Genomic DNA, 19890 nt, shown 5'->3' with positions numbered 1-19890 from the left:
GCCTCAACGATAAGCGGCGCGGGGAAGCGCCGCAAAAACCATCCATGGAAAGTGGAGGAGACATGAAAAATACTCTTTGGTGCCTGGCGCTGACTGGCGCCCTGGCCTGCGCCTCGGCACAGGCCCAATCCGACAAGTACCCCGAACGGCCGGTGCGCATCGTGCTGCCCTATTCGGTGGGCAGCGGCCCCGACGCCGTCGCCCGCATGCTGGGCGAACAGCTCACGGCGGCCTGGAAGCAGCCGCTCATCGTCGAGAACAAGCCTGGCGCCAACGGCTGGCTGGCGATCGGCGAGGTCAAGCGCGCCACGCCCGACGGCTACTCGCTGGCGGTGGTGGACAACACCCACATGACGCTGCAACCACAGCTCTACCGCAGCCTGCCCTTCGATCCGGTCAAGGATTTCGTCCCGGTGGCGCCGATCTACACCACGCATTTCTTCATGGTGGTGTCGGCCTCGTCCCCCTGGAACAACGTCACCGACCTGATCGCGGCGGCCAAGGCCCAGCCCGGCAAGCTGACCTACGGCACCTGGGGCATGGGCAGCGTGGCGCACGTGGGCACCTCCATGTTCCAGACCGCCACGCAGACCAGCATGACGCACGTGCCCTTCAAGGACCTGGCCCAGCTCTACACGGCGGTGGCCAATGGCGAGGTCGATTGGGCTTTCGGCACGGCGGCCACGGTGCAGAACCTGTACCAGGCCAAGCGCGTCAAGCTGCTGGCGCTGGCGGCGCCGTCCCGCCTGGGTTCCTACGCGGACGTGCCCACGGTCAGCGAGGCCGGCGGCCCCAAGGACTTCGAGTTGAAGACCTGGGTCGCGGCCTTCGCGCCCAAGGGCACGCCGGATGCCGTGGTCAAGCGCATCAACGCCGCCATCGCCCAGGCCGTGGTCACGCCCGCCGTGCGCAAACGCTTCGAAACCTATGGCTTCGACGCCTGGCCGCAGGACGCCGCCGCGCTGGCCCAGGCCCGCGACGCCGATTCGGCGCGCTTTGCGGCAGTGGTCAAAGAGGCCAATATCTCGCTGGACTGAGGCACCGTCCCGGGGCTGCCCGCGGCGGCCCCGCTACCCTTCCGGCGCCTTGGGAGTGGCCGTCAGCCGCTGCGCCATGAACTCCAGGAATTCGCGCGCCAGCGCCGGCAAGGTCCGGCCCTGCAAGGTCAGGACCTGGATGCTCCGCTGCCGCATTTCCGGATTGCTGAACGGCACCGCCGCCAAGCCCTCGCCGTCGCGCTGTCCCAGCATCGTCAGGTAGCCCGACAGCGCCACGATGTCGCTGCCCGGCAGCATGGGCAGGAAGGCCGCGGAATGATTGGACACATAGGCCGGCTCGATATGCAGCCCGGCATTGGCGCAGGCCGCGTCGAACAGCTGCCGCACGGTGGTGCCATGGTCGCCCAGCGACAGCGGCACCTTGGTCAGGTCGCGCACGCTCAGGCTGCGGCGGCTGGCCAGCGGATGGTTGCGGCACATGACCGCATAGACCGGCGCGCGCACCAGCAATTCGGTCTTGAGCCGGTCGTCCTGCGCGGTGGTGTAGCGCAGCGCCAGCTGCGACAGGCCTTCCAGGATCTGGCGGCTGACCTCCTCGGGGCGCTCCACATGCAGATGGAAGCGGGCCTCGGGCCGCACCCGCTTGAACTCGGCCATGCACATGGGCAGGAATCGGTGGGCGAAACCCTCGGTGCAGGCCAGGCGTATGGTCACGTCGCCCAGGTGGCTGCGCTGGCGGATCTCGGTGGTGACGCGCTCGGCTTCCAGCGCGGCGGCATTGGCGTACGCCGCCAGTTGGCGGCCGGCCTCGCTCAGTTCCATGCCGCGCGCCTGCCGCTCGAACAGCGCGATGCCCAGCCCGTCCTCCAGCTTGGCGATCTGCCTGCTGACGGCCGAGGCCGCCACGTGCTGCGCCGCCGCGGCGCCCGCGATGGAGCCGCAGCGCGCGACCTCCAGGAAGTACCTCAAGCCCAGCGAAATCATGACGGCCCCTCTTACCCATGCCTTTATGGCAACGAAAGAATGCTAATTATCTAATTGTGGCATGTTATGAAGCGTAATAACTTTGTGCCTCCCTCAGCATCCCAGCCGCCCAAGTGACACGCGAACAAGCCCTGCTCCAAGCCGTTCAAGCCTACGACAATGGCGACCTGCATGCCGCGCTGGCCCGTCGCGTCGCCTACGCGACGGAAAGCGAAGTGCCCGACCAGGCGCCGGCCCAGCATGCCTACCTCAATGAAGAACTGCTGCCCTTGCTCAAGGAGCTGGGCTTCGCCTGCGAGGTGCATCCCAATCCCTCGGGCGCCGACCTGCCCATCCTGGTGGCGCGGCGCATCGAGCAGGCCGGCCTGCCCACGGTGCTGATGTACGGCCATGGCGACGTGGTGCGCGGCAATGCCGCCCGTTGGGAAGCCGGCCGCGATCCCTGGCGCCTGCAGGTCGAGGGTGACCGCTGGTACGGGCGCGGCACCGCCGACAACAAGGGCCAGCACAGCATCAACCTGGAAGCCTTGCGCCAGGTCATCGCCGCGCGCGGCGGCGCGCTGGGCTTCAACGCGATCTGGCTGATCGAAACCGGCGAGGAAGCGGGTTCGCCCGGACTGGCCGCCTTCTGCGAGGCGCAGCGCGAGGCCCTGGCGGCGGACGTGTTCATCGCCAGCGACGGCCCGCGCCTGAGCGCCCGGCGTCCCACCCTGTTCATGGGCTCGCGCGGCGCGGTGAACTTCGAATTGAAGCTGCGTGCGCGCGAACGCGGCTATCACTCGGGCAACTGGGGCGGCCTGCTGGCCAACCCCGCCATCGTGTTGGCGCATGCCATCGCCACGCTGGTGGACGCGCGCGGCCGCATCACCGTGCCCGGCCTGCGTCCGCCCCCCATCCCGGACGCGGTGGCCGAGGCGCTGGCCGACCTGGAAGTCGGCGGCGGCGAGGACGACCCCGACATCAACGCCTGGTGGGGCGAACCCGGGCTGAGCGCGCCCGAAAAAGTGTTCGGCTGGAACAGCCTGGACGTCCTGACCTTTGGCGCCGGCGATCCGGCCAAGCCGGTCAACGCCATCCCGCCCGAAGCCGTGGCCTGGTGCCAGCTGCGATTCGTGGTGGGCACGGACTGGCGGGCGCTGGAAACGCATGTAAAGGAGCATCTGCGCGCGGCGGGCTTCGAGGACGTGCAAGTGCGCATCGGCATGCAGGCCGGCGCCACCCGCCTGTCGCCCGACAATCCCTGGGTGCGTTGGGCCGCGGCCTCGCTGGAACGCAGCACCGGCAAGCGGCCGGCGCTGTTGCCGAACCTGGGCGGTTCCCTGCCCAACGACATCTTCGCCGACCAGCTGGGCCTGCCCACCTTGTGGGTGCCGCATTCCTATCCCGCCTGCGCCCAGCACGCACCCAACGAACACCTGCTGGGCAGCGTCGCCCGCGAGGGGTTGGCCATCATGGCCGGCCTGTTCTGGGACCTGGGCGACCAGGGCAGCGCCCTGCGCCTGGCGGCCGCAACTCCGTCTTCCAACACCAAGTGACCGGGATCTCCGACATGAACGTCAAACTCCGCGCCGCCTTCGTAGCCGCAAGCCTTGCCGCCGCCGCGCATGCGGGCGGCGCCCATGCCGCCTATCCCGAACAGGCGATCAAGATCGTCGTGCCCTTCACGCCGGGCGGCGCGACAGACGCCGTGGCGCGGCTGCTGGCCAACAAGCTGTCCGGCAAGTTCGGCCAGCCGGTCATCGTGGAAAACCGCCCGGGCGCATCCACCGTGATCGGCGCGGAAGCGGCGGCGCGCGCGCAGCCTGACGGCTACACCCTGATGCTGTCGGGCAGCACCACCTATACCGTGCTGCCGGCGCTCAAGCCCGGCCTGCCCTACGATCCGCAAAAGAGCTACGAACACATCGCCATCGTCGCCATGGCGCCCGTGGTGCTGCTGGCCAAGAACGGCCTGGCGGCCGGCACCGTGCAGGAAGCGGCGGCGCTGGCCCGGCAGCAAAGCGCCAAGGGCGGCCTGATGTACGGCACCTTCGGTCCCGGGTCCGCGCCGCACCTGGCCGGCGAGATGTACGCCGAGGCCGCGGGCGCCAAGATGTTGCCGGTGCCCTACAAGGGCAGCGCGCAGTTGGTCACGGCCATGATAGGCGGCGAGGTCGACCTGGGCGTGGACACCGTGTCCTCCGCCGCGCCGCAGGTCCGCGCCGGCAAGATCCGCGCGCTGGCCGTGACGGGCGAACGCCGCATGCCGCAACTGCCCGATGTGCCGACTTTCGCGGAGGCCGGCATGGCGGACGTTTCCTTCGTGGGCTGGTACGCGCTGGTGGCGCCGGCGCGCACGCCGGCCCCCGTGGTGGACACCCTGAGCCGCGCCGTGGCGGAAATCATGGAAGACCCGCAGGTGCGCAAATCGGTGGCCGACCTGGCGCTCGATCCCGTGTATCTGCCCGCCCCGGCCTTCAAGGCGCAGATCACGAAGGAACTGCGCACCTTTTCTGAAGTGGCGGCCCGCGCCGGCATCACCCTGGACTAGCCGCGGCGGGCTGACGCCTGGCCTCAGTCCGGTTGGGTGCGGGTGATCTTGGACCCTTCCAGGCCCATGCCCGCCATCAGTCCCTGTCCGCCGAATGGCACGGCATATACGTCCTGGCTAAGGGTGGTGGTGGTAATGCTGGCGGCATAGCTGTCGTCCACCACGACCAGGCTGGGGCCGGCGCCGAGCGACCAGCCGTCGCTCTGGTCCAGGTACCGCAGCGCCGGCTCATTCATGAAGAACAGCGCATAGCTGAACTCCTGAGCGCCGGCCTGAAGACCGAACGACACCGCCGATATGTTGTAGTAGGCCTGGACCTTGCCGCCGCGCATGAGCGCGCCGTCGCCGGTTTCCGCGCCGACCAGCAGCCCCCCCTTCAGGATGCGGGGGAACACCAGCACGCCCACCGCCTTGTCGCCCAGTAAACGCGTCTTGGGTTCCTGCTGGTAGAGGCGATCCAGCGCACCCCGCGCTTCCCGGCTGAGCTCTGCCGCGGACTCCGCCCTGGCCTGCGGCGCGAGGAAGAAACAGGCAACCCACAAAAAAAGGCTGGCCCAAAGCCAGCCGCGGATACTCATAGGCAAAACGGATGCGCGACGCATACAGCCCCCTGATCTCGAAAGGAAAAGGACGGCAAGCGCCGACGCGCTCGCCCCGACTTGCTGGATGAGTATTGGCAGGCGCCGATGCCTTGTCAAGATGCATGCGCACCCGGCCACCGAGGCCACGTCAAACCCTGGGCGGCGAAGTCTCCCGTTGCGGGTGGCGATGCCGGCCCAGGGCTTCGATGAAGAACGACACGCTCTTGGCGGGGGCCGTCGCGTCCATCGTCAGCAGTCCGCCATCCGCCGGATCGGCGGACAGGCCCGCCGCGGCAAGCAACTGCACGCCCTCGCCCATGCCCATCAAGGTCTTGCCATGGCGGTAGGCGTCGCGCAGGAACTCCAGCGCGCGTCCGTCCGATTCCAGGCGGGCCACGGCGGCCTCGCCGCCCGCCGCCACCACGCCATCGAACAGCGCCGAAGGATGGTTGTCCAGGGAGGCGTCGGCATCCAGCGTGCCGCCCCCGGCCGCCGGAACGGGTCCGATGCGCTGCCCGACCAGCCGCACAATGGCGCCCGCCGCGATCAGGCCCTGGGCCACGGCTGACACGCTCTTGCCATCCGCGCCCTCCGCCACCAGGATTGCGACCTTGCGCGTGGCGATGCCGCCGTCGCCAGGGCGCGCGGCCAACGACAATGCCGGCGACACCTCGACCTCCGGCTTGGGCGGAAGCTCGATCGCCCGCGGCAAGGGCGCAGGCAAGCCCATGCCCAGTTGGTCGGCTACGCCCCGCGCCAGTTCTTCGGACACATTGCGCAGCGACGCGACCATGCGCTGGCGCACCGCCGGCACCGTGACCTTGCTCAACTCGAAGGCATAGGCGTCGACGATGTGGCGCTTTTCCCAGTCCGCCTGGCTTTCATAGAACAGCGTCGCCTGGTTGTAATGCTCGGCGAATTTTTCAGGATGCCCTCGCAGCTCGTCGCCCGTCTCCGGCTCCGGAAACGACACGAAGCCTTCCATGCCGGCCTGGAAGGGACAGCCGCCTGCAAGCGAGTTGGGCTCGTAGGCCACGCGGCCGCGGTGGATGGCCTGGCGATGCATGCCGTCGCGCTGGTTGTTGTGCACGGGCGCAAGCGGCGCATTGATCGGGATTTCATGGAAGTTGGGACCGCCCAGCCGCGAAATCTGCGTGTCCACGTAGGAGTGGATGCGCCCTGCCAATAGCGGGTCATTGGTGAAGTCCAGGCCCGGCACGATGTGGGCGGCGCAAAAGGCGACCTGCTCGGTCTCGGCGAAGAAGTTGTCGGGGTTGCGGTCCAGCACCATCCGCCCCACCGGCACCACGGGCACCAGCTCCTCGGGCACGATCTTGGTCGCGTCCAGCACGTCGAAGCTGAAGCCTTCGGCCTGCTCATCGGTGAACACCTGCACGCCCAGCTCCCACTGCGGGCCATTGCCGGCGTCGATCGCCTCCCAAAGATCGCGGCGGTGGAAGTCGGGATCCGCGCCAGACACCTTGACGGCTTCATTCCACACCTGCGAATGCGTGCCGAGAATGGGATTCCAATGGAACTTCACCAGCCGCGACTCGCCCGCCGCGTTGACGAAGCGGAACGTATGCACGCCAAAGCCCTGCATCATCCGGTAGCTGCGCGGGATGGCGCGGTCCGACATCAGCCACATCAGCATGTGAGTGGATTCCGGCATCAGCGACACGAAGTCCCAGAAGGTATCGTGCGCGGACGCGGCCTGGGGCATGCCATGATGCGGCTCGGGCTTGACGGCGTGCACCAGGTCCGGGAATTTCATCGCGTCCTGGATGAAGAAGACCGGCATGTTGTTCCCGACCAGATCCCAGTTGCCTTCGTCGGTATAGAACTTCACGGCGAAACCGCGGACGTCCCGCGCCGTGTCCTTGGAGCCGCGTTCGCCCGCCACCGTCGAAAAGCGCACGAACACCGGCGTGCGCTTGCCGGCTTCGGCGAACAGAGACGCGGCGGTCAGGCCGGTCAGCGGCTTGTAGCATTCGAAATAGCCGTGCGCCGCCGAACCGCGCGCATGCACGATGCGTTCGGGAATCCGCTCGTGGTCGAAATGCGTGATCTTCTCGCGCAGGATGAAGTCCTTGAGCAAAGCCGGCCCGCGCAGGCCCGCCTTGAGCGAGTGCTGGTTATCGCTGACGCGCACGCCCTGGTTGGTGGTCAGCATCTGCCCGCCAGCATCGGCGCGCACGCGCTCCAGCCGTCCGTCGGCCGCATTGACGCCGGCCGCGGCCGCGCCCCCGGTCTTGGCCGAGGTCTCGGCTTCGGACAGCGAACTGGCCGTCGCGGACGGATCCGCTGCCGCGACGTGCGCGCCGGCATAGGGGCAGCGCGCCCCTTCTTCGCCGTACTCCGCCGCCTTGCCGGCATTGTGGGGAATCGCGGCGGCCGTTTCGCCCACGGCCGCGGCGCGCTTGAGCGCCGGGTGGCTGGGCTTGCCCGCGGGTCCGGACGCCGGGCCGCTGTCCGTGTTCAGATAGGCAGTGTCCACGGCCGCGCCCGCGCCGCCCTTGCCTGCTGCTTTCTTGGCTGGCATCGCAATCTCCTAGTGGCTCAGCATCTTGCCGCGCGCCTGCTCGGCCCGCGAGGCGCCGATGGCGGTCTCGACCTGCTTGACCTCTTCGGGAGGCGGCAGCACGGCGGGGAATCCGAGTGATTCGATCCACAGCTCGCGCGACCAGCCCTGCGTGTGATAGAGATGATGGTCCTCGTCCGTGGCCACGGCGTCGTGAGCCTGCTTCAACACCTTGGCCTCGTCGCCGCTGTGCTGTTCGGCAATCACGCCGATCAGGGACCAGTTCGCGTGATCCTTGGTTTCGGCCAGCACCACGCATTCGGTGGCGACCAATTGGGCGGCGTCCGGATCGCCGGCGCTGATCGCCATCTTCATGGCCTTGACCAGCGCCTCGCCGATGTGGCGCACGACCTGGCGGCCCGGCGGCTGCGCCTGCGGGTCCAGGCCCAGCTGCTCGAATACGGTCAACAGCACCCGGCGATGGGTGCGGGTTTCTTCCAGATAGCCGAGCCATTCCTTTTTCAGATCTTCGTTCACCGCGCAGGACACGGCGGTTTCGTACACGGCCAGGCCACCAATTTCGGTTTCCAGGGCCTGGTACAGCAGTTCCTCGATTTGCGAGGCATTTCCGGCTTTGCGTTTCATTGTGTGCTCCTCTTCTGGATGGGCATCCGCGCATGCCCGCGGCGGATATGCGGATGGAGCGCCTACCCAGCAATCCCCATGCCCGGCCCGCGCGGTGGCACTTGCCCTGCGGCAGCCCGGAGCGGATGCCGCGTCCGCGGCAAAAAATACAAGACTGTGGGCAAGGACAACCTCGTCCCCATTTAGACTAGAATTGGAACCATTCTCAATAAAATCAGACCGCCAGGCTCGCGGCGGCGCCAACAAGAAAGAGGCTCGTCCTGAAATCCGGTTTCCGCCCATCCATGGCCTGGCTCCATACCTGGGTCGGCCTGTGGTTTTCCTGGCTGCTGTTCGCCGTCTTCCTGACGGGATCGCTGGCCGTCTTCTCCGAGCCCATTACCCACTGGATGACGCCCGAGCACCGCGAGGCGGAAGCCCTGGCCGCGCAAAAGGAAAGCGTGCCGGTGGACCGCGCCCGCCGGCTGGAACTGGCGGTGGACTACATGGCGCGCAACCATGCCGGCGCCGGCATGTGGGAAATCTGGCCGGTGGACCGCTTTCACGAAAACGGCCTGACGGCCTATTGGTTCGACCAGAACGGCCTATATGCGGATGCCGAGCTCGACCCCGAGACAGGCGCCGAACTGGATGACCACCACGATGCCGAAGGCCGCGCGACGATGGGCGGCGCGCATTTCGTGGACTTCCACTACACGCTGCACGACGCCGGCCTGGGGCTGTGGATCGTCGCCTTCGCCAGCATGGCCATGCTGGTCGCGCTGATTTCCGGCGTGGTCACGCACAAGCGCATCTTCCAGGACTTCTTCACCTTCCGCGCCAAGAAGGGCCAACGGTCCTGGCTGGACGCGCACAACGCGGTGGCGGTGCTGACCCTGCCCTTCCAGTTCATGATTGCCTACACGGGAATCGTGATTTCCAGCGCCCAGCTCATGCCGGCCCCGGTCACGGCGACCTATGGCGCCGGCCCGCAGGCCAGCCGCCTGTACCTGGCCGAGCTGACGGGCGAAGAACGGCCCGCCCGCAGCGGCGTGGCGCTGGCCATGCCGGCGCTCGAGCCCATCGTGGCCCGCGGCGAACGACTGATCGGGCAGACCGCGCGCGCCATCGTCATCAACAATCCCGAAGACAGCTCCATGCGCATCGGCGTCTATGGCTGGAACGAAGACGCCGACACCTTCCGCAATCTGAGCGCCACCACGGGCATGGCGGAGTTCTCCGCCAGCGGCGAGCTGCTGCGCCTGCGGCCCGCAGGCGGCGTGCACGGCGGCGCGCCGGCGCTGACGTTCCAGGTGATGAGCGACCTGCACATGTCCAAGTTCGGCGGGCTGGGCGTCAGCTGGCTGTACTTCATCTGCGGACTGGCGGGCGCGGCCATGATGGGCACGGGCGCCTTGCTGTTCATGGTCAAGCGCCGCGCCAAGCATGGCGGCGAGTTCGGCAGCGCCACGGCGCGCATGTACCGGCTGATAGAAGGATTGAACGTGGCCGCGCTGGCCGGATTGGCGATCGCCTGCATCAGCTACCTCTGGGCCAACCGCCTGCTGCCCGTGGCGCTGGAGAACCGCGCGCTTTGGGAACTGCGCTGCTTCTTCCTGGCGTGGGCGCTGACCCTGGCGCATGCCTGGCTGTGCAGCCCGCGCCGCGCCTGGATCTCGCAATTGGTGCTGCTGTCGGCGCTGTGCCTGCTGCTGCCGGCGCTGTCGTTCATCGCATTGGGCGACCATCCGGCAGCGCAGATCGCGCGCGGCGATTGGGAGAGCGCCGGCGTCGAACTGACGTCCGTCGCATTCGGCGTACTATCGGGCTGGGCGGCCCTGCTGTTGTGGCGACGGCCCGCATCCGCGCCCGTCCGGCGCAATCCCCGCAGTGACGCAGAGGCGGCCGCATGAACACCAACGACCTGTACGCAATTTCCATGGCGCTGCTGCTGACCTATTCGGGCATGGCCTGCCTGAGCCTGGCCATGCCGCGCCACTACGACCAGGTCTGGGGACGCGATCCCTCCGCCGGCCATACCCGCGTGCTGCGCGGCGCCGGCGTGCTGCTGCTGGCGTTGGCCCTGCTGCCCTGCGTGGGCCTGTGGGGCAATACCGTGGGCGTGGTGGCATGGCTGGGCTGGCTGTCGGCGGGCGCGCTGCTCTGGGTCGGCATGCTGTCATGGGCGCCGCGTCCGGCGGCCCGTACCGCGGCGCTGGCCGTGGCAATATCCCTGGCCGGGGTCGGCATCGGCTTCTGAAGCGCAGGTTTGACGCGCATCAAGCAAGCCTGATATCCCGGCGGTGCGGGGCAATTCCTGCACCATATGTGGTGGTAGAGTTTCCACACCCTACTACATATGGTGTCAGTCATGCATATCCAGCACATCCTCAAGCGCGACGGCCGGGTCGCGGCGTTCGACCGCGACAAGATCGCCCAAGCCATGGCGGCCGCCGGCAGCAGCACGGGAGAACTGGATCTGGCGGGCGCGCAAGTCCTGACCGACACCGTCATCGCCGCGCTGGAAGGCAACCCCTGCCCTGGCGTCGAGACCATCCAGAACCGCGTCGAGGAAGCCCTGGTCCAGGCAGGCCATTGGCGCACCGCGCGGGCCTACATCGTGCACCGCGAACAGCACGCCCGGCTGCGCGCGCTGCGCCACACGCTGGTGGACGTGGAAAGCGCGATGGAGGAATACCTGGACCAGCGCGACTGGCGCGTCAACGCCAACGCCAACCAGGGCTACAGCCTGGGCGGCCTGATCCTGAACGTGGCGGGCAAAGTCACCGCCAATTACTGGCTGTCCAACGTGTTCGCGCCCGAGGCGGGCCGCGCCCACCGCGAAGGCGACATCCACATCCACGACCTGGACATGCTGAGCGGCTATTGCGCCGGCTGGTCGCTGCGCCAGCTGCTGACCGAAGGCTTCAACGGCATCCCCGGCAAGGTCGAAGCCACGCCGCCGCGCCACATGTCCGCGGCCATCGGCCAGATCGTCAACTTCCTGGGCACGCTGCAGAATGAGTGGGCCGGCGCGCAGGCGTTCAGCTCCTTCGATACCTACATGGCGCCCTTCATCCGCCGCGACGCCATGACGTACGCCGACGTGAAGCAGTCCATGCAGGAACTCATCTACAACCTGAACGTGCCCAGCCGCTGGGGCACGCAGACGCCCTTCACCAACCTCACGTTCGACTGGACCTGCCCGCCGGACCTGAAGGACCAGATCCCGTACATCGGCGGCGAGGAAATGCCTTTTTCCTACGGCGACCTGCAGACCGAGATGGACATGATCAACCGCGCCTACATCGAAGTCATGATGGCTGGCGACGCCAAGGGCCGCGTGTTCACCTTCCCCATCCCCACCTACAACATCACCCCCGACTTCGACTGGGACCACCCCAACACCGAGCGCCTGTTTGAAATGACGGCGCGCTACGGCCTGCCCTATTTCCAGAACTTCCTGAATTCGGACCTGGAGCCGCACATGGTGCGCTCCATGTGCTGCCGCCTGCAGCTGGACCTGCGCGAACTGCTCAAGCGTGGCAACGGCCTGTTCGGCTCGGCCGAGCAGACGGGGTCGGTCGGCGTGGTGACGGTCAACTGCGCGCGCCTGGGCTACACCTGCCGCGGCGACGAAGCGCGGCTGATGCAGCAACTGGACCACCTGCTGGAACTGGGCCGCGACGTGCTGGAAACCAAGCGCAAGGTGGTGCAGCGCTACATCGATCAGGGCCTCTACCCCTATACCCGCCGCTATCTGGGCACCCTGCGTAATCACTTCAGCACGCTGGGCGTGAACGGCATCAACGAGATGGTCCGCAACTTCACGGCCGACGCCGAGGACATCACCACCGCCGCGGGCCACGCCCTGGCCGTGCGCCTCCTGGACCGCGTGCGCGACCGCATGACCGAGTTCCAGGAACAGACCGGCCACCTGTACAACCTGGAAGCCACGCCCGCCGAAGGCACCACCTACCGCTTCGCGCGCGAAGACAGGAAGCGCTATCCCGCCATCCTGCAAGCGGGCAGCGAGACGCAGCCCTACTACACCAACTCCAGCCAGCTGCCGGTGGGCCACACCGACGATCCTTTCCATGCGCTGGAGCTGCAGGAAACGCTACAGGGCAAGTACACCGGCGGCACCGTGCTGCATCTGTACATGAACGAAGCCGTTTCTTCTTCCGCCGCATGCAAGCAGCTGGTGCGCCGCGCGCTGTCGAATTTCCGGCTGCCCTACATCACGGTCACGCCGACCTTCTCCATCTGCCCCAACCATGGCTATCTGGCGGGGCACCACGAGTTCTGCCCGAAATGCGATGCCGAACTGCTGGCCAAGCAAGCGGCATGCTGCACCCCGGCCTAGGGCTGTAAAGGCCAGCCCCCAGGCCGGACCGCCGGGCAGCCCGCCCGGCATCCACTCCATAAGGAACCGCCATGCAAACCTTGATCGCTCCCGAAGTCGCCACCGCTCCCGCCGCGCAATTGGACGACAGCCAGCGCGTGCGCTGCGAGATCTGGACCCGCGTCATGGGCTACCACCGCCCTGTCACTTCCTTCAACACCGGCAAACAGGGCGAATTCAATGAACGCCGCTTCTTCGTCGAACGCCGCGCCTGAGGGCGCCACGCGAGCCGCCGCGTCGACCCCGGGCTGCGGCCCGGGCACGCGGCGGCTGACGGCGCGCCCGGCCTACCCGGCTGCGCCGCAACCGGTGGCCCAGCCCTTGCCGCGGCATTCACACGCCGTCGGCGGGCTGGTGCCGTTTTCCACCGTGGACTGGCCCGGACAACTGGCGGCGGTCGTATTCATCGCGGGCTGCCCCTGGCGCTGCCACTACTGCCACAACGTCGAACTCCAGACCCGCGCCGCCCGCTACGACTGGCGCGAGATCCGCGCCTTCCTGGAAACGCGCAAAGGCCTGCTGGACGCCATCGTGTTCTCCGGCGGCGAGCCCTTGAGCGAACCGCGCCTGCCGCAGATGATCCGCGACGTCCGGCGCATGGGCTACCGCGTCGGCCTGCATACCGCCGGCATCTATCCCCTGCGCCTGGCCGACGTGCTGCGCCATCTGGATTGGGTCGGCCTGGACATCAAGGCCGACGCCCAGGGCTATGACGACATCACCGGCCGCCGCGATTCGCAGCGCCCCGCGCTGGCCTGCCTGACGCAACTGCTGGCTGCCGGCATCGATTTCGAGTGCCGCATCACCTGGCATCCGGATTGGCTGGACGAGACGCGGCTGCTGACCCTGGCCCGCGAGCTGGCGCGCCGCGGCGTGCGCCGCTTCGCGGTGCAGGGCGTGCGCCGCTCGCCCGACGCGCCCCCGGTGCGCGCGCTAAGCGCCCCGGCCCTGGCGCTGCTGATGCAATGGTTCGAGGAGTTCGCCTATCGCTGAGCCAGGTGCTGCCGCATGGTGGCTAGAAAACGAGGCGATCCCACCGCGCCCACATTGCAGCGGGACCACGGCGACACCGCTGTCGGATCCACGCTGAACACGCGCCCCGGCGCCATGGTGACCTTCTCGGGTATCAAGTCCGCCGCCAGCTTGAGGGAATCGTCCACGCCCGGAAAGGTCGACCACAGGTATAGCGAACTGGTCGGCCGGGCGTATACCTCGGCGCCCAGCGCATCCAGCACCTGCAAGGCATGGCCGGTGGCCGCCTCCAGCCGCTGGCGCAGCCTGACCAGATGCCGCTCGTAGTGCCCTTCGCGCAGCATCACGTCCACCATGCGCTCGCAGTATTCGGAACTGCTGACATGCACCAGCGCCTTCAGGTCGGCCAGGTCGCTGGCCAGGGCCGCGTTGCAAGCGATGAAGCCGACCCGCAGCGCAGCCGAAAAGGACTTTGAAAAACTGCCTATATAGATCGTGCGTTCCAGTTGATCCAGCGCCGACAGGCGCACGGCCGAGGTGGGCTTGAAATCGGCCAACGGATCGTTCTCCACCACCGTCAGGTTGTAGCGTTCCGATAGCTGCAGGACCTTGTAGGCCTTGGCGAGCGATATGTCCGAGCCAGTGGGATTGTGGGCCAGCGACTGGGTGAAGAACAGGCGCGGCTTTTCGCGTTGCAGCAGCGTTTCCAGCGCAGCCACGTCGGGACCGTCCGCCAGGCGCGGCACGCCCAGCATGCGCGCGCCGGCCAGCTTCAGCTTGCCGAACAGCGGGTAGTAGCCGGGGTTGTCCACCAGCACGGCGGCGCCCGACGGCACGAAATAGCGGATCACCAGATCCATGGCTTCGTTCGCCCCGTGTGTCAGCACCAGCTGCGGCGGCGCCGCGTTGATGCCCACGTCACCCAGTTTGCGCACCAGGCTCTCGCGCAGCGGCGCATAACCGAAGCGGCTGCCGTAACGGAACAAGGCGCCCAGCCCGGTGCGCACCACCTTCTGGTGATAGCGGTCCATGCGCATGTCCGCCAGCCATTCCACGGGCGGAAAGCCGTCCCCGACGGCCACGGCGTCGGGCTGGGTCTTGAGCTGTTCGCGCATCAGCCACACGATGTCCATGGCGCGGCTCAACTGTCCAGGCTCTTCTTCTGCGGCCTTGCTCGCGAAATCCGTCTCCAGCACAAAAAAGCCCGAGCCTCGCCGCGGCTCCACCAGCCCTTGCGCCACCAGCATTTCAAACGCCACCACCACCGTGTTCTTCGCATAGCGATGCAACTGCGCCAGTTCGCGCAGGGACGGCAGCTTGTCGCCCGGCCGATAGACGCCGTCGGCGATCTGCTGGCCGATCAACTTGGCCAGGCTTTCGGCGATGGGCGCGGCGCGCTGCGGCCTGCCGCTGGTTTGTGCTGCTTCCAAGTGCGTTTTCCTGTTGAATGAACTATCGAAATTGGTGCAGTGCAATGGTACTGTTTGCCCAAACTGTACCTCTCAATAGCGGTACAGTTTACCTAGAATCAGGCCACTCGATTCTTATACGGAGACACCTCATCGTGGCCGATTCACGCCTGCCCAACTTCCGCGCCCTGACCCCTGCACAACGCTTGGCAGCCATTGCCGACGCTGCCGCGCTGACGCCCGAGGAGCGCGCGCTGCTCGCCCGACCGGGCGCGCTCGGCCTGGACCGTGCCGACGGCATGATCGAGAACGTCATCGGTTCGTTCGAGCTGCCGCTGGGCGTAGCCGGCAACTTCCAGATCAATGGCCGCGATGTGCTGGTGCCCATGGCGGTCGAAGAGCCCTCGGTGGTGGCGGCCGCATCCTATATGGCCAAGCTGGCGCGCGAATGCGGCGGCTTCGAAACCTCCAGCACCCGCCCGCTGATGCGCGCGCAGGTGCAGGTGCTGGGACTGGGCGACCCGCAAGGGGCGCGCCTGGCGTTGCTGCGCGAACGCGAGCGCATCGTCGCGCTGGCCAACAGCCGCGACAAGATGCTGATCGAATTGGGCGGCGGCTGCCAGGACATCGAGGTCCATGTGTTCCCCGACACGCCGCGCGGCCCCATGATCGTGATGCACCTGATCGTGGACGTGCGCGACGCCATGGGCGCCAATACGGTCAACACCATGGCCGAGGCCGTGGCACCGCTGATCGAACAGATCACCGCCGGCTCGGTGCGACTGCGCATCCTGTCCAACCTGGCCGACCTGCGCCTGGCCCGCGCCCGCGTACGCCTCACGCCGCAAGTACTGGACACCAAGGAGCGCAGCGGCGCCGACATCATCGAAGGCGTGCTGGACGCCTACACCTTCGCCGCCGTCGACCCCTACCGCGCCGCCACCCACAACAAGGGCATCATGAACGGCATCGACCCCCTCATCGTCGCCACCGGCAACGATTGGCGCGCGGTCGAGGCCGGCGCCCATGCCTATGCCAGCCGCTCGGGGCGCTACACCTCGCTCACGCAATGGGAGAAAGACAATTCGGGCGCACTGGTGGGCACGATAGAAATGCCGATGCCGGTGGGTCTGGTGGGCGGGGCGACCAAGACGCATCCGCTGGCGCAGGTAGCGCTGAAGATCATGGACCTGCGCTCCGCCCAGGAACTGGGCGAAATCGCCGTGGCCGTGGGCCTGGCGCAGAACCTGGGCGCGTTGCGCGCGCTGGCCACCGAAGGCATACAGCGCGGCCACATGGCCTTGCATGCCCGCAATATCGCGTTGGTGGCCGGCGCAACGGGCGCGGAGATCGACACGGTCGCCAAGCGCATGGCGGCGGAAAAGGACGTCCGCACCGACCGCGCACTGGTCTTGCTGGAGGAACTGCGCAACCCGCGATGAGCTTGCCCCGCAAGGCCGCGCGGCCCTGCATGCAACGACAGGAGCCTCACGCGGGCCCCTGGACAACGACAGAGGCGGTGCACGGACTCCCCGGACGCCGCCCGACCACACAGGAGAGAGACATGAAACCAAGCACCCCGGCGCCCTCCTGGCGCCTGGCGGAAGTCTGGAGCGACACGGTGGACCTGCGCCAGCTCGCCTGGGCCATCGGCCTCGGCATCGTCATCAGCGTGGCGGGCTTCTATGCCGCCAGCCGCTGGCTGCGCGGCATCGTGGCGTCGCCCGAACTTGCGCACGCCTACGCCATGTTGGCCGGCCTGGCCGGCTGCGTGCTGGCGGGCGTGATCTGCGCCCGGCTGTTTCCGCCCAAGCGCGAAGTCATCGAACACAGCGCCGCGCATGATCCTGCCTGGCGCGCCGAAGTCCTGGCTGAACTGGCCGAGCAACCGGGCGGCCTGGGCTCCCTGGCGGACCTGCCTGAGCCCACCAAGCGCGAACTGAAGGAACTGGGTCTGTACGAACTGTTCGCCGAAGCCACCGCCCAACCCGCGCAGCAGCAACCTGCGGCTACGCAGGCAGGCGCTAGCAAGGAGGCGCTGGCATGAGCGATCCCATCCTTCTTGAACAGATCATGGTGGCCGCCGCGATGGGGCTGCTGGGCGCGGTGGTGTTCGCGGCCATCGGCCTGGTGTCCGGCACCGACGAAACCACCACGCTGGCGCCGCTGACCCTGCTGGTGGTGCTGCTGGGCGTGCCGCCTGCGGGCGTATTCACCTTCTTCCTGGCCGGCGCGGTCGCCAAGCACATGACGCATGCCGTACCGACGGCCCTGCTCGGCATTCCCGGCGATACGCTGGCCACGCCGCTGCTGCAGGACGCGAACATGCTGCGCAAGCTGGGCGTGCCGCACATCGCGCTGCGCAAGATGGTGTCCGGCGCCATCGTCGCGGCTTTCGTGGCCGTGCCGCTGGCTGTGCTGTTCGCGGTGCTGCTGGCCCCGTTCGGCGCCGCCATCACCAAGTCCGCGCCCTGGATTTTCCTGGCCGCCGCAGTGCTGATCGCCTATTTCTCGGCCGGACGCTGGGCCGCCGTGGCGCTGCTGGTGCCCTTCGTGGTGGTCATCATCGCGCTGCAAAGCCTCACGGCCAAGTACGGCGTCAAGCTGAGCATCAGCTACTTCCTGGGCATCGCCATCGGCCCACTGATCGCGGATCTGTTCACGGTGATCTCGCCCCAGGGCCGCTCGCGCATGATGCGCGACAAGGTACGCACGTTCTCGCTGGCGCCCGACGTCAAGGGCTGGTCGGGCTACTTTCCCAACCCGCTGAAGGTCATGGACCGCACGCAGACGCGCTGGACCTTGGCCACGGCCGCGATCTCCAGCGCCACCTTCGTGTTCAGCCCCGTGGCCATGACCGTGGTGCTCGGCGAACTGGTCGGCTCGCGTATCAAGCATGCCTACCACCGCCTGACGACAGTGCTGAGCGCGCGCAACGGCGTGACCGAGGCCACCTACATCGCCGAGGCGCTGATCCCGCTGATCGCCTTCGGCCTGCCGCTAAGCCCGGTCGCCGCCGGCCCTGCCGCGCCGCTCTTCAACGCGCCGCCGCGCTTCACGGTGGATGCCGCCTCGGGCCAGACTCACAATCTGCACAATCTGCTGAACCACTGGGAATTCCTGGGTTACGGCATGCTGGCAGTGTTGCTGGCCGCGGTGGTGTCCTATCCGTTCGCCATGAATTTCGCACGCCGCGCCGCGCTGTTCGTGTCGCGCAAGGTCAGCCATGAAGCCATCATCGCTACCTTCGTCGGCCTGATCATCGTCATCAGCATCTGGGAAGGCCAGTTCCTGGGCCTGCTGGTGATCCTGACCATGGGCCTGATCGGCGGCTTGCTGTCGCGCCTGTTCGGCTTCAATACGGGCGTGCAGTTCATGGGTTATTACACCGCCGTGCTGTCGGTGCCGGCTATCGTCAAACTGCTGGGTTAAAGGGCCCCCACGCCGCCCCCCTGCGGGGCTAGCTGCCCCCCGAGGGGGCTGGCCCACCTTGGGGCGGCCCGGCGGTGGGCCAGCGCGTGAGGCCCCCGCGCCGAGGGCCCCCGCGCCGAGGACCCCTACGCCCCGCCCCCCCATTGCCCCCCGCTTGATTCTGCGCAAGGCGACCCAACTCCCCTTGCTCTAGCCTCTGTCCACTTGAAAAGAGGAAAGACTCATCATGACGTGGTTCAAATCACTCACCCTCGCCGGACGCGAATTGCTGCCCATCGTCCAGGGCGGCATGGGCGTCGGCGTATCCGCCCATCGCCTGGCCGGCGCGGTCGCCAGCCAGAACGCCATGGGCACCATCGCCAGTGTGGATTTGCGCCACCACCACCCCGATCTGCTGGAGAAAACCGAGCGTTGCCATGACCGCGACATCATCGACAGCGCCAACCAGGAAGCGCTCGACCGCGAGGTGCGCGCCGCGCTGGACACCGCTCAGGGCCGCGGCCTGGTGGCGGTGAACGTCATGAAGGCGGTGCGCGACCACCCCGCCCTGGTGCGCCAGGCCTGCGAAAGCGGCGCCCACGCCATCGTGATGGGCGCCGGCCTGCCGCTGGACCTGCCCGAAATGACGGCCGACTACCCCAAGGTAGCGCTGGTGCCCATCCTGTCCGAGGCGCGCGGCGTGGCCGTGGTACTGAAGAAATGGATGAAAAAGGGCCGCATGGCCGACGCCGTGGTGATCGAACACCCTGGGTACGCCGGCGGCCATCTGGGCGCGGCCCGGCTGGATGACGTGCACAGCGAGCGCTTCGACTTCCAGCATGTGCTGGCCGATTGCCATAAGCTGTTCCAGGAACTGGCGCTGGGTTCCGATGCCCCCCGCTTGATCGTGGCGGGCGGCGTGGGCAGCCATGAGCAAGTGCGCCATTGGCTGGCCAACGGCGCGGACGGCGTGCAGGTCGGCACGGCGTTTGCCGTCACCAGCGAAGGCGACGCGCACGAGAACTTCAAGCGCGTGCTGATCGACGCCGATCCGGACAAGCTGGCCGAATTCACCAGCGTCGCGGGCCTGCCCGCCCGCGCCGTGGAAACGCCCTGGCTGACGCGCTACCTGCGCCAGGAAAAGACGCTGCAGGCCAACACCCGCTGCGATGCGCGCCGCTGCAGCCAGCGCATGGACTGCCTGACGCAATGCGGATTGCGCGACGGCCTGGCGCGCTTCGGGCAATTCTGCATCGACCTGAAGCTGGCGGCCGCGATGCGCGGCGAAGTCAGCCGCGGCCTATTCTTCCGCGGCGCGTCCAAGCTGCCCTTCGGCAACGCCGTACGTTCAGTGCGTGAATTGATGGACTATCTGCTGCACGGCGAGATGCCCGCCGCGGCCTGAGTCGCGCAAGACCGTCTTGGGCGGGATTTCCAAAAATAATTGAACGACGT

General features: G+C 67.6%; 17 protein-coding genes. 12 read left to right on the top strand and 5 right to left on the bottom strand.

All coding sequences use genetic code 11. The features are described 5' to 3' along the window. The first annotated feature begins 62 nt into the window (after nt 1-62). Entirely contained in the window at nt 63-1037 is a 975-nt protein-coding gene (locus tag ACM1PE_RS10795) for a Bug family tripartite tricarboxylate transporter substrate binding protein (protein ID WP_059379644.1), read from the top strand. A gap of 33 nt (nt 1038-1070) precedes the next feature. Here the strand turns inward: ACM1PE_RS10795 and ACM1PE_RS10790 are convergent, their stop codons facing one another. Next, nucleotides 1071-1982 (bottom strand): LysR family transcriptional regulator, encoded by a 912-nt coding sequence (locus tag ACM1PE_RS10790; protein ID WP_059379643.1) that lies wholly within the window; start codon nt 1980-1982, stop codon nt 1071-1073. Between the two features lie 113 nt (nt 1983-2095). On the opposite strand from ACM1PE_RS10790, the gene ACM1PE_RS10785 reads away from it, so the two are divergent. Both ACM1PE_RS10785 and ACM1PE_RS10780 read left to right on the top strand, forming a co-directional pair. Further along, nucleotides 2096-3517 carry a M20 family metallopeptidase gene (locus ACM1PE_RS10785; RefSeq protein WP_306632771.1) on the top strand — a complete coding sequence of 474 codons (1422 nt, stop codon included), beginning with the start codon at nt 2096-2098 and terminating at the stop codon, nt 3515-3517. Nucleotides 3518-3531: 14 nt separating this feature from the next. Further along, entirely contained in the window at nt 3532-4512 is a 981-nt protein-coding gene (locus ACM1PE_RS10780) for a Bug family tripartite tricarboxylate transporter substrate binding protein (protein ID WP_419343250.1), read from the top strand. A gap of 23 nt (nt 4513-4535) precedes the next feature. On the opposite strand, the gene ACM1PE_RS10775 is transcribed toward ACM1PE_RS10780, so the two are convergent. The 3 genes from ACM1PE_RS10775 to ACM1PE_RS10765 all read right to left on the bottom strand — a co-directional run bounded on the left by ACM1PE_RS10775 (nt 4536) and on the right by ACM1PE_RS10765 (nt 8259). After that, on the bottom strand, nt 4536-5090 hold the full coding sequence (locus ACM1PE_RS10775; protein ID WP_419343249.1) for a YSC84-related protein: 555 nt from the start codon (nt 5088-5090) through the stop codon (nt 4536-4538). A 151-nt stretch (nt 5091-5241) separates the two neighbouring features. Next, on the bottom strand, nt 5242-7635 hold the full coding sequence (locus ACM1PE_RS10770; RefSeq protein ID WP_419343247.1) for a catalase: 2394 nt from the start codon (nt 7633-7635) through the stop codon (nt 5242-5244). A 9-nt stretch (nt 7636-7644) separates the two neighbouring features. Next, a complete protein-coding gene (locus tag ACM1PE_RS10765; RefSeq protein WP_059379639.1) occupies nt 7645-8259 on the bottom strand; it encodes a ferritin-like domain-containing protein in 615 nt (204 codons plus the stop codon). 284 nt (nt 8260-8543) lie between these two features. On the opposite strand from ACM1PE_RS10765, the gene ACM1PE_RS10760 reads away from it, so the two are divergent. The 5 genes from ACM1PE_RS10760 (at nt 8544) to ACM1PE_RS10740 (ending at nt 13636) form a co-directional block, all read left to right on the top strand. Then, the gene (locus ACM1PE_RS10760; RefSeq protein WP_419343246.1) at nt 8544-10151 is read left to right on the top strand and encodes a PepSY-associated TM helix domain-containing protein; all 1608 of its coding nucleotides are present in this window, start codon (nt 8544-8546) and stop codon (nt 10149-10151) included. After that, the gene (locus ACM1PE_RS10755; protein ID WP_042793406.1) at nt 10148-10498 is read left to right on the top strand and encodes a DUF3325 domain-containing protein; all 351 of its coding nucleotides are present in this window, start codon (nt 10148-10150) and stop codon (nt 10496-10498) included. Before ACM1PE_RS10760 ends, ACM1PE_RS10755 begins: the two co-directional genes overlap by 4 nt. Nucleotides 10499-10609: 111 nt before the next feature. After that, on the top strand, nt 10610-12604 hold the full coding sequence (locus ACM1PE_RS10750) for a ribonucleoside triphosphate reductase (protein ID WP_059379788.1): 1995 nt from the start codon (nt 10610-10612) through the stop codon (nt 12602-12604). A gap of 71 nt (nt 12605-12675) precedes the next feature. Next, nucleotides 12676-12858, top strand: a complete 183-nt coding sequence (nrdD, locus tag ACM1PE_RS10745; RefSeq protein ID WP_059379637.1) for an anaerobic ribonucleoside-triphosphate reductase — start codon at nt 12676-12678, stop codon at nt 12856-12858. Continuing rightward, nucleotides 12824-13636: an anaerobic ribonucleoside-triphosphate reductase activating protein gene (locus ACM1PE_RS10740; protein ID WP_419343244.1), complete on the top strand. Its 813-nt coding sequence runs from the start codon at nt 12824-12826 to the stop codon at nt 13634-13636. Before nrdD ends, ACM1PE_RS10740 begins: the two co-directional genes overlap by 35 nt. Here the strand turns inward: ACM1PE_RS10740 and ACM1PE_RS10735 are convergent. Next, nucleotides 13627-15045, bottom strand: a complete 1419-nt coding sequence (locus tag ACM1PE_RS10735; protein ID WP_059379636.1) for a PLP-dependent aminotransferase family protein — start codon at nt 15043-15045, stop codon at nt 13627-13629. The genes ACM1PE_RS10740 and ACM1PE_RS10735 overlap by 10 nt on opposite strands. Before the next feature lie 131 nt (nt 15046-15176). On the opposite strand from ACM1PE_RS10735, the gene ACM1PE_RS10730 reads away from it, so the two are divergent. From ACM1PE_RS10730 to ACM1PE_RS10715, 4 genes are all read left to right on the top strand, one after another. After that, entirely contained in the window at nt 15177-16466 is a 1290-nt protein-coding gene (locus tag ACM1PE_RS10730; RefSeq protein WP_419343828.1) for a hydroxymethylglutaryl-CoA reductase, degradative, read from the top strand. Nucleotides 16467-16588: 122 nt separating this feature from the next. Next, complete coding sequence (locus ACM1PE_RS10725; RefSeq protein ID WP_059379635.1) at nt 16589-17071, top strand: hypothetical protein; 483 nt, start codon at nt 16589-16591, stop codon at nt 17069-17071. Continuing rightward, nucleotides 17068-18456: a tripartite tricarboxylate transporter permease gene (locus ACM1PE_RS10720; RefSeq protein ID WP_119451124.1), complete on the top strand. Its 1389-nt coding sequence runs from the start codon at nt 17068-17070 to the stop codon at nt 18454-18456. The genes ACM1PE_RS10725 and ACM1PE_RS10720 overlap by 4 nt, the downstream gene beginning before the upstream one ends. A 226-nt stretch (nt 18457-18682) precedes the next feature. Next, a complete protein-coding gene (locus tag ACM1PE_RS10715) occupies nt 18683-19840 on the top strand; it encodes an NAD(P)H-dependent flavin oxidoreductase (protein ID WP_059379633.1) in 1158 nt (385 codons plus the stop codon). Nucleotides 19841-19890 lie beyond the last annotated feature (50 nt).

Origin of the sequence: Achromobacter sp. PD1 (assembly GCF_048541815.1) — a bacterium.
Lineage (GTDB): Bacteria > Pseudomonadota > Gammaproteobacteria > Burkholderiales > Burkholderiaceae_B > Achromobacter > Achromobacter bronchisepticus_A.
The sequence above is the reverse complement of the archived record's forward strand: the minus strand, read 5'-3'. Positions and strand labels throughout refer to the sequence as shown.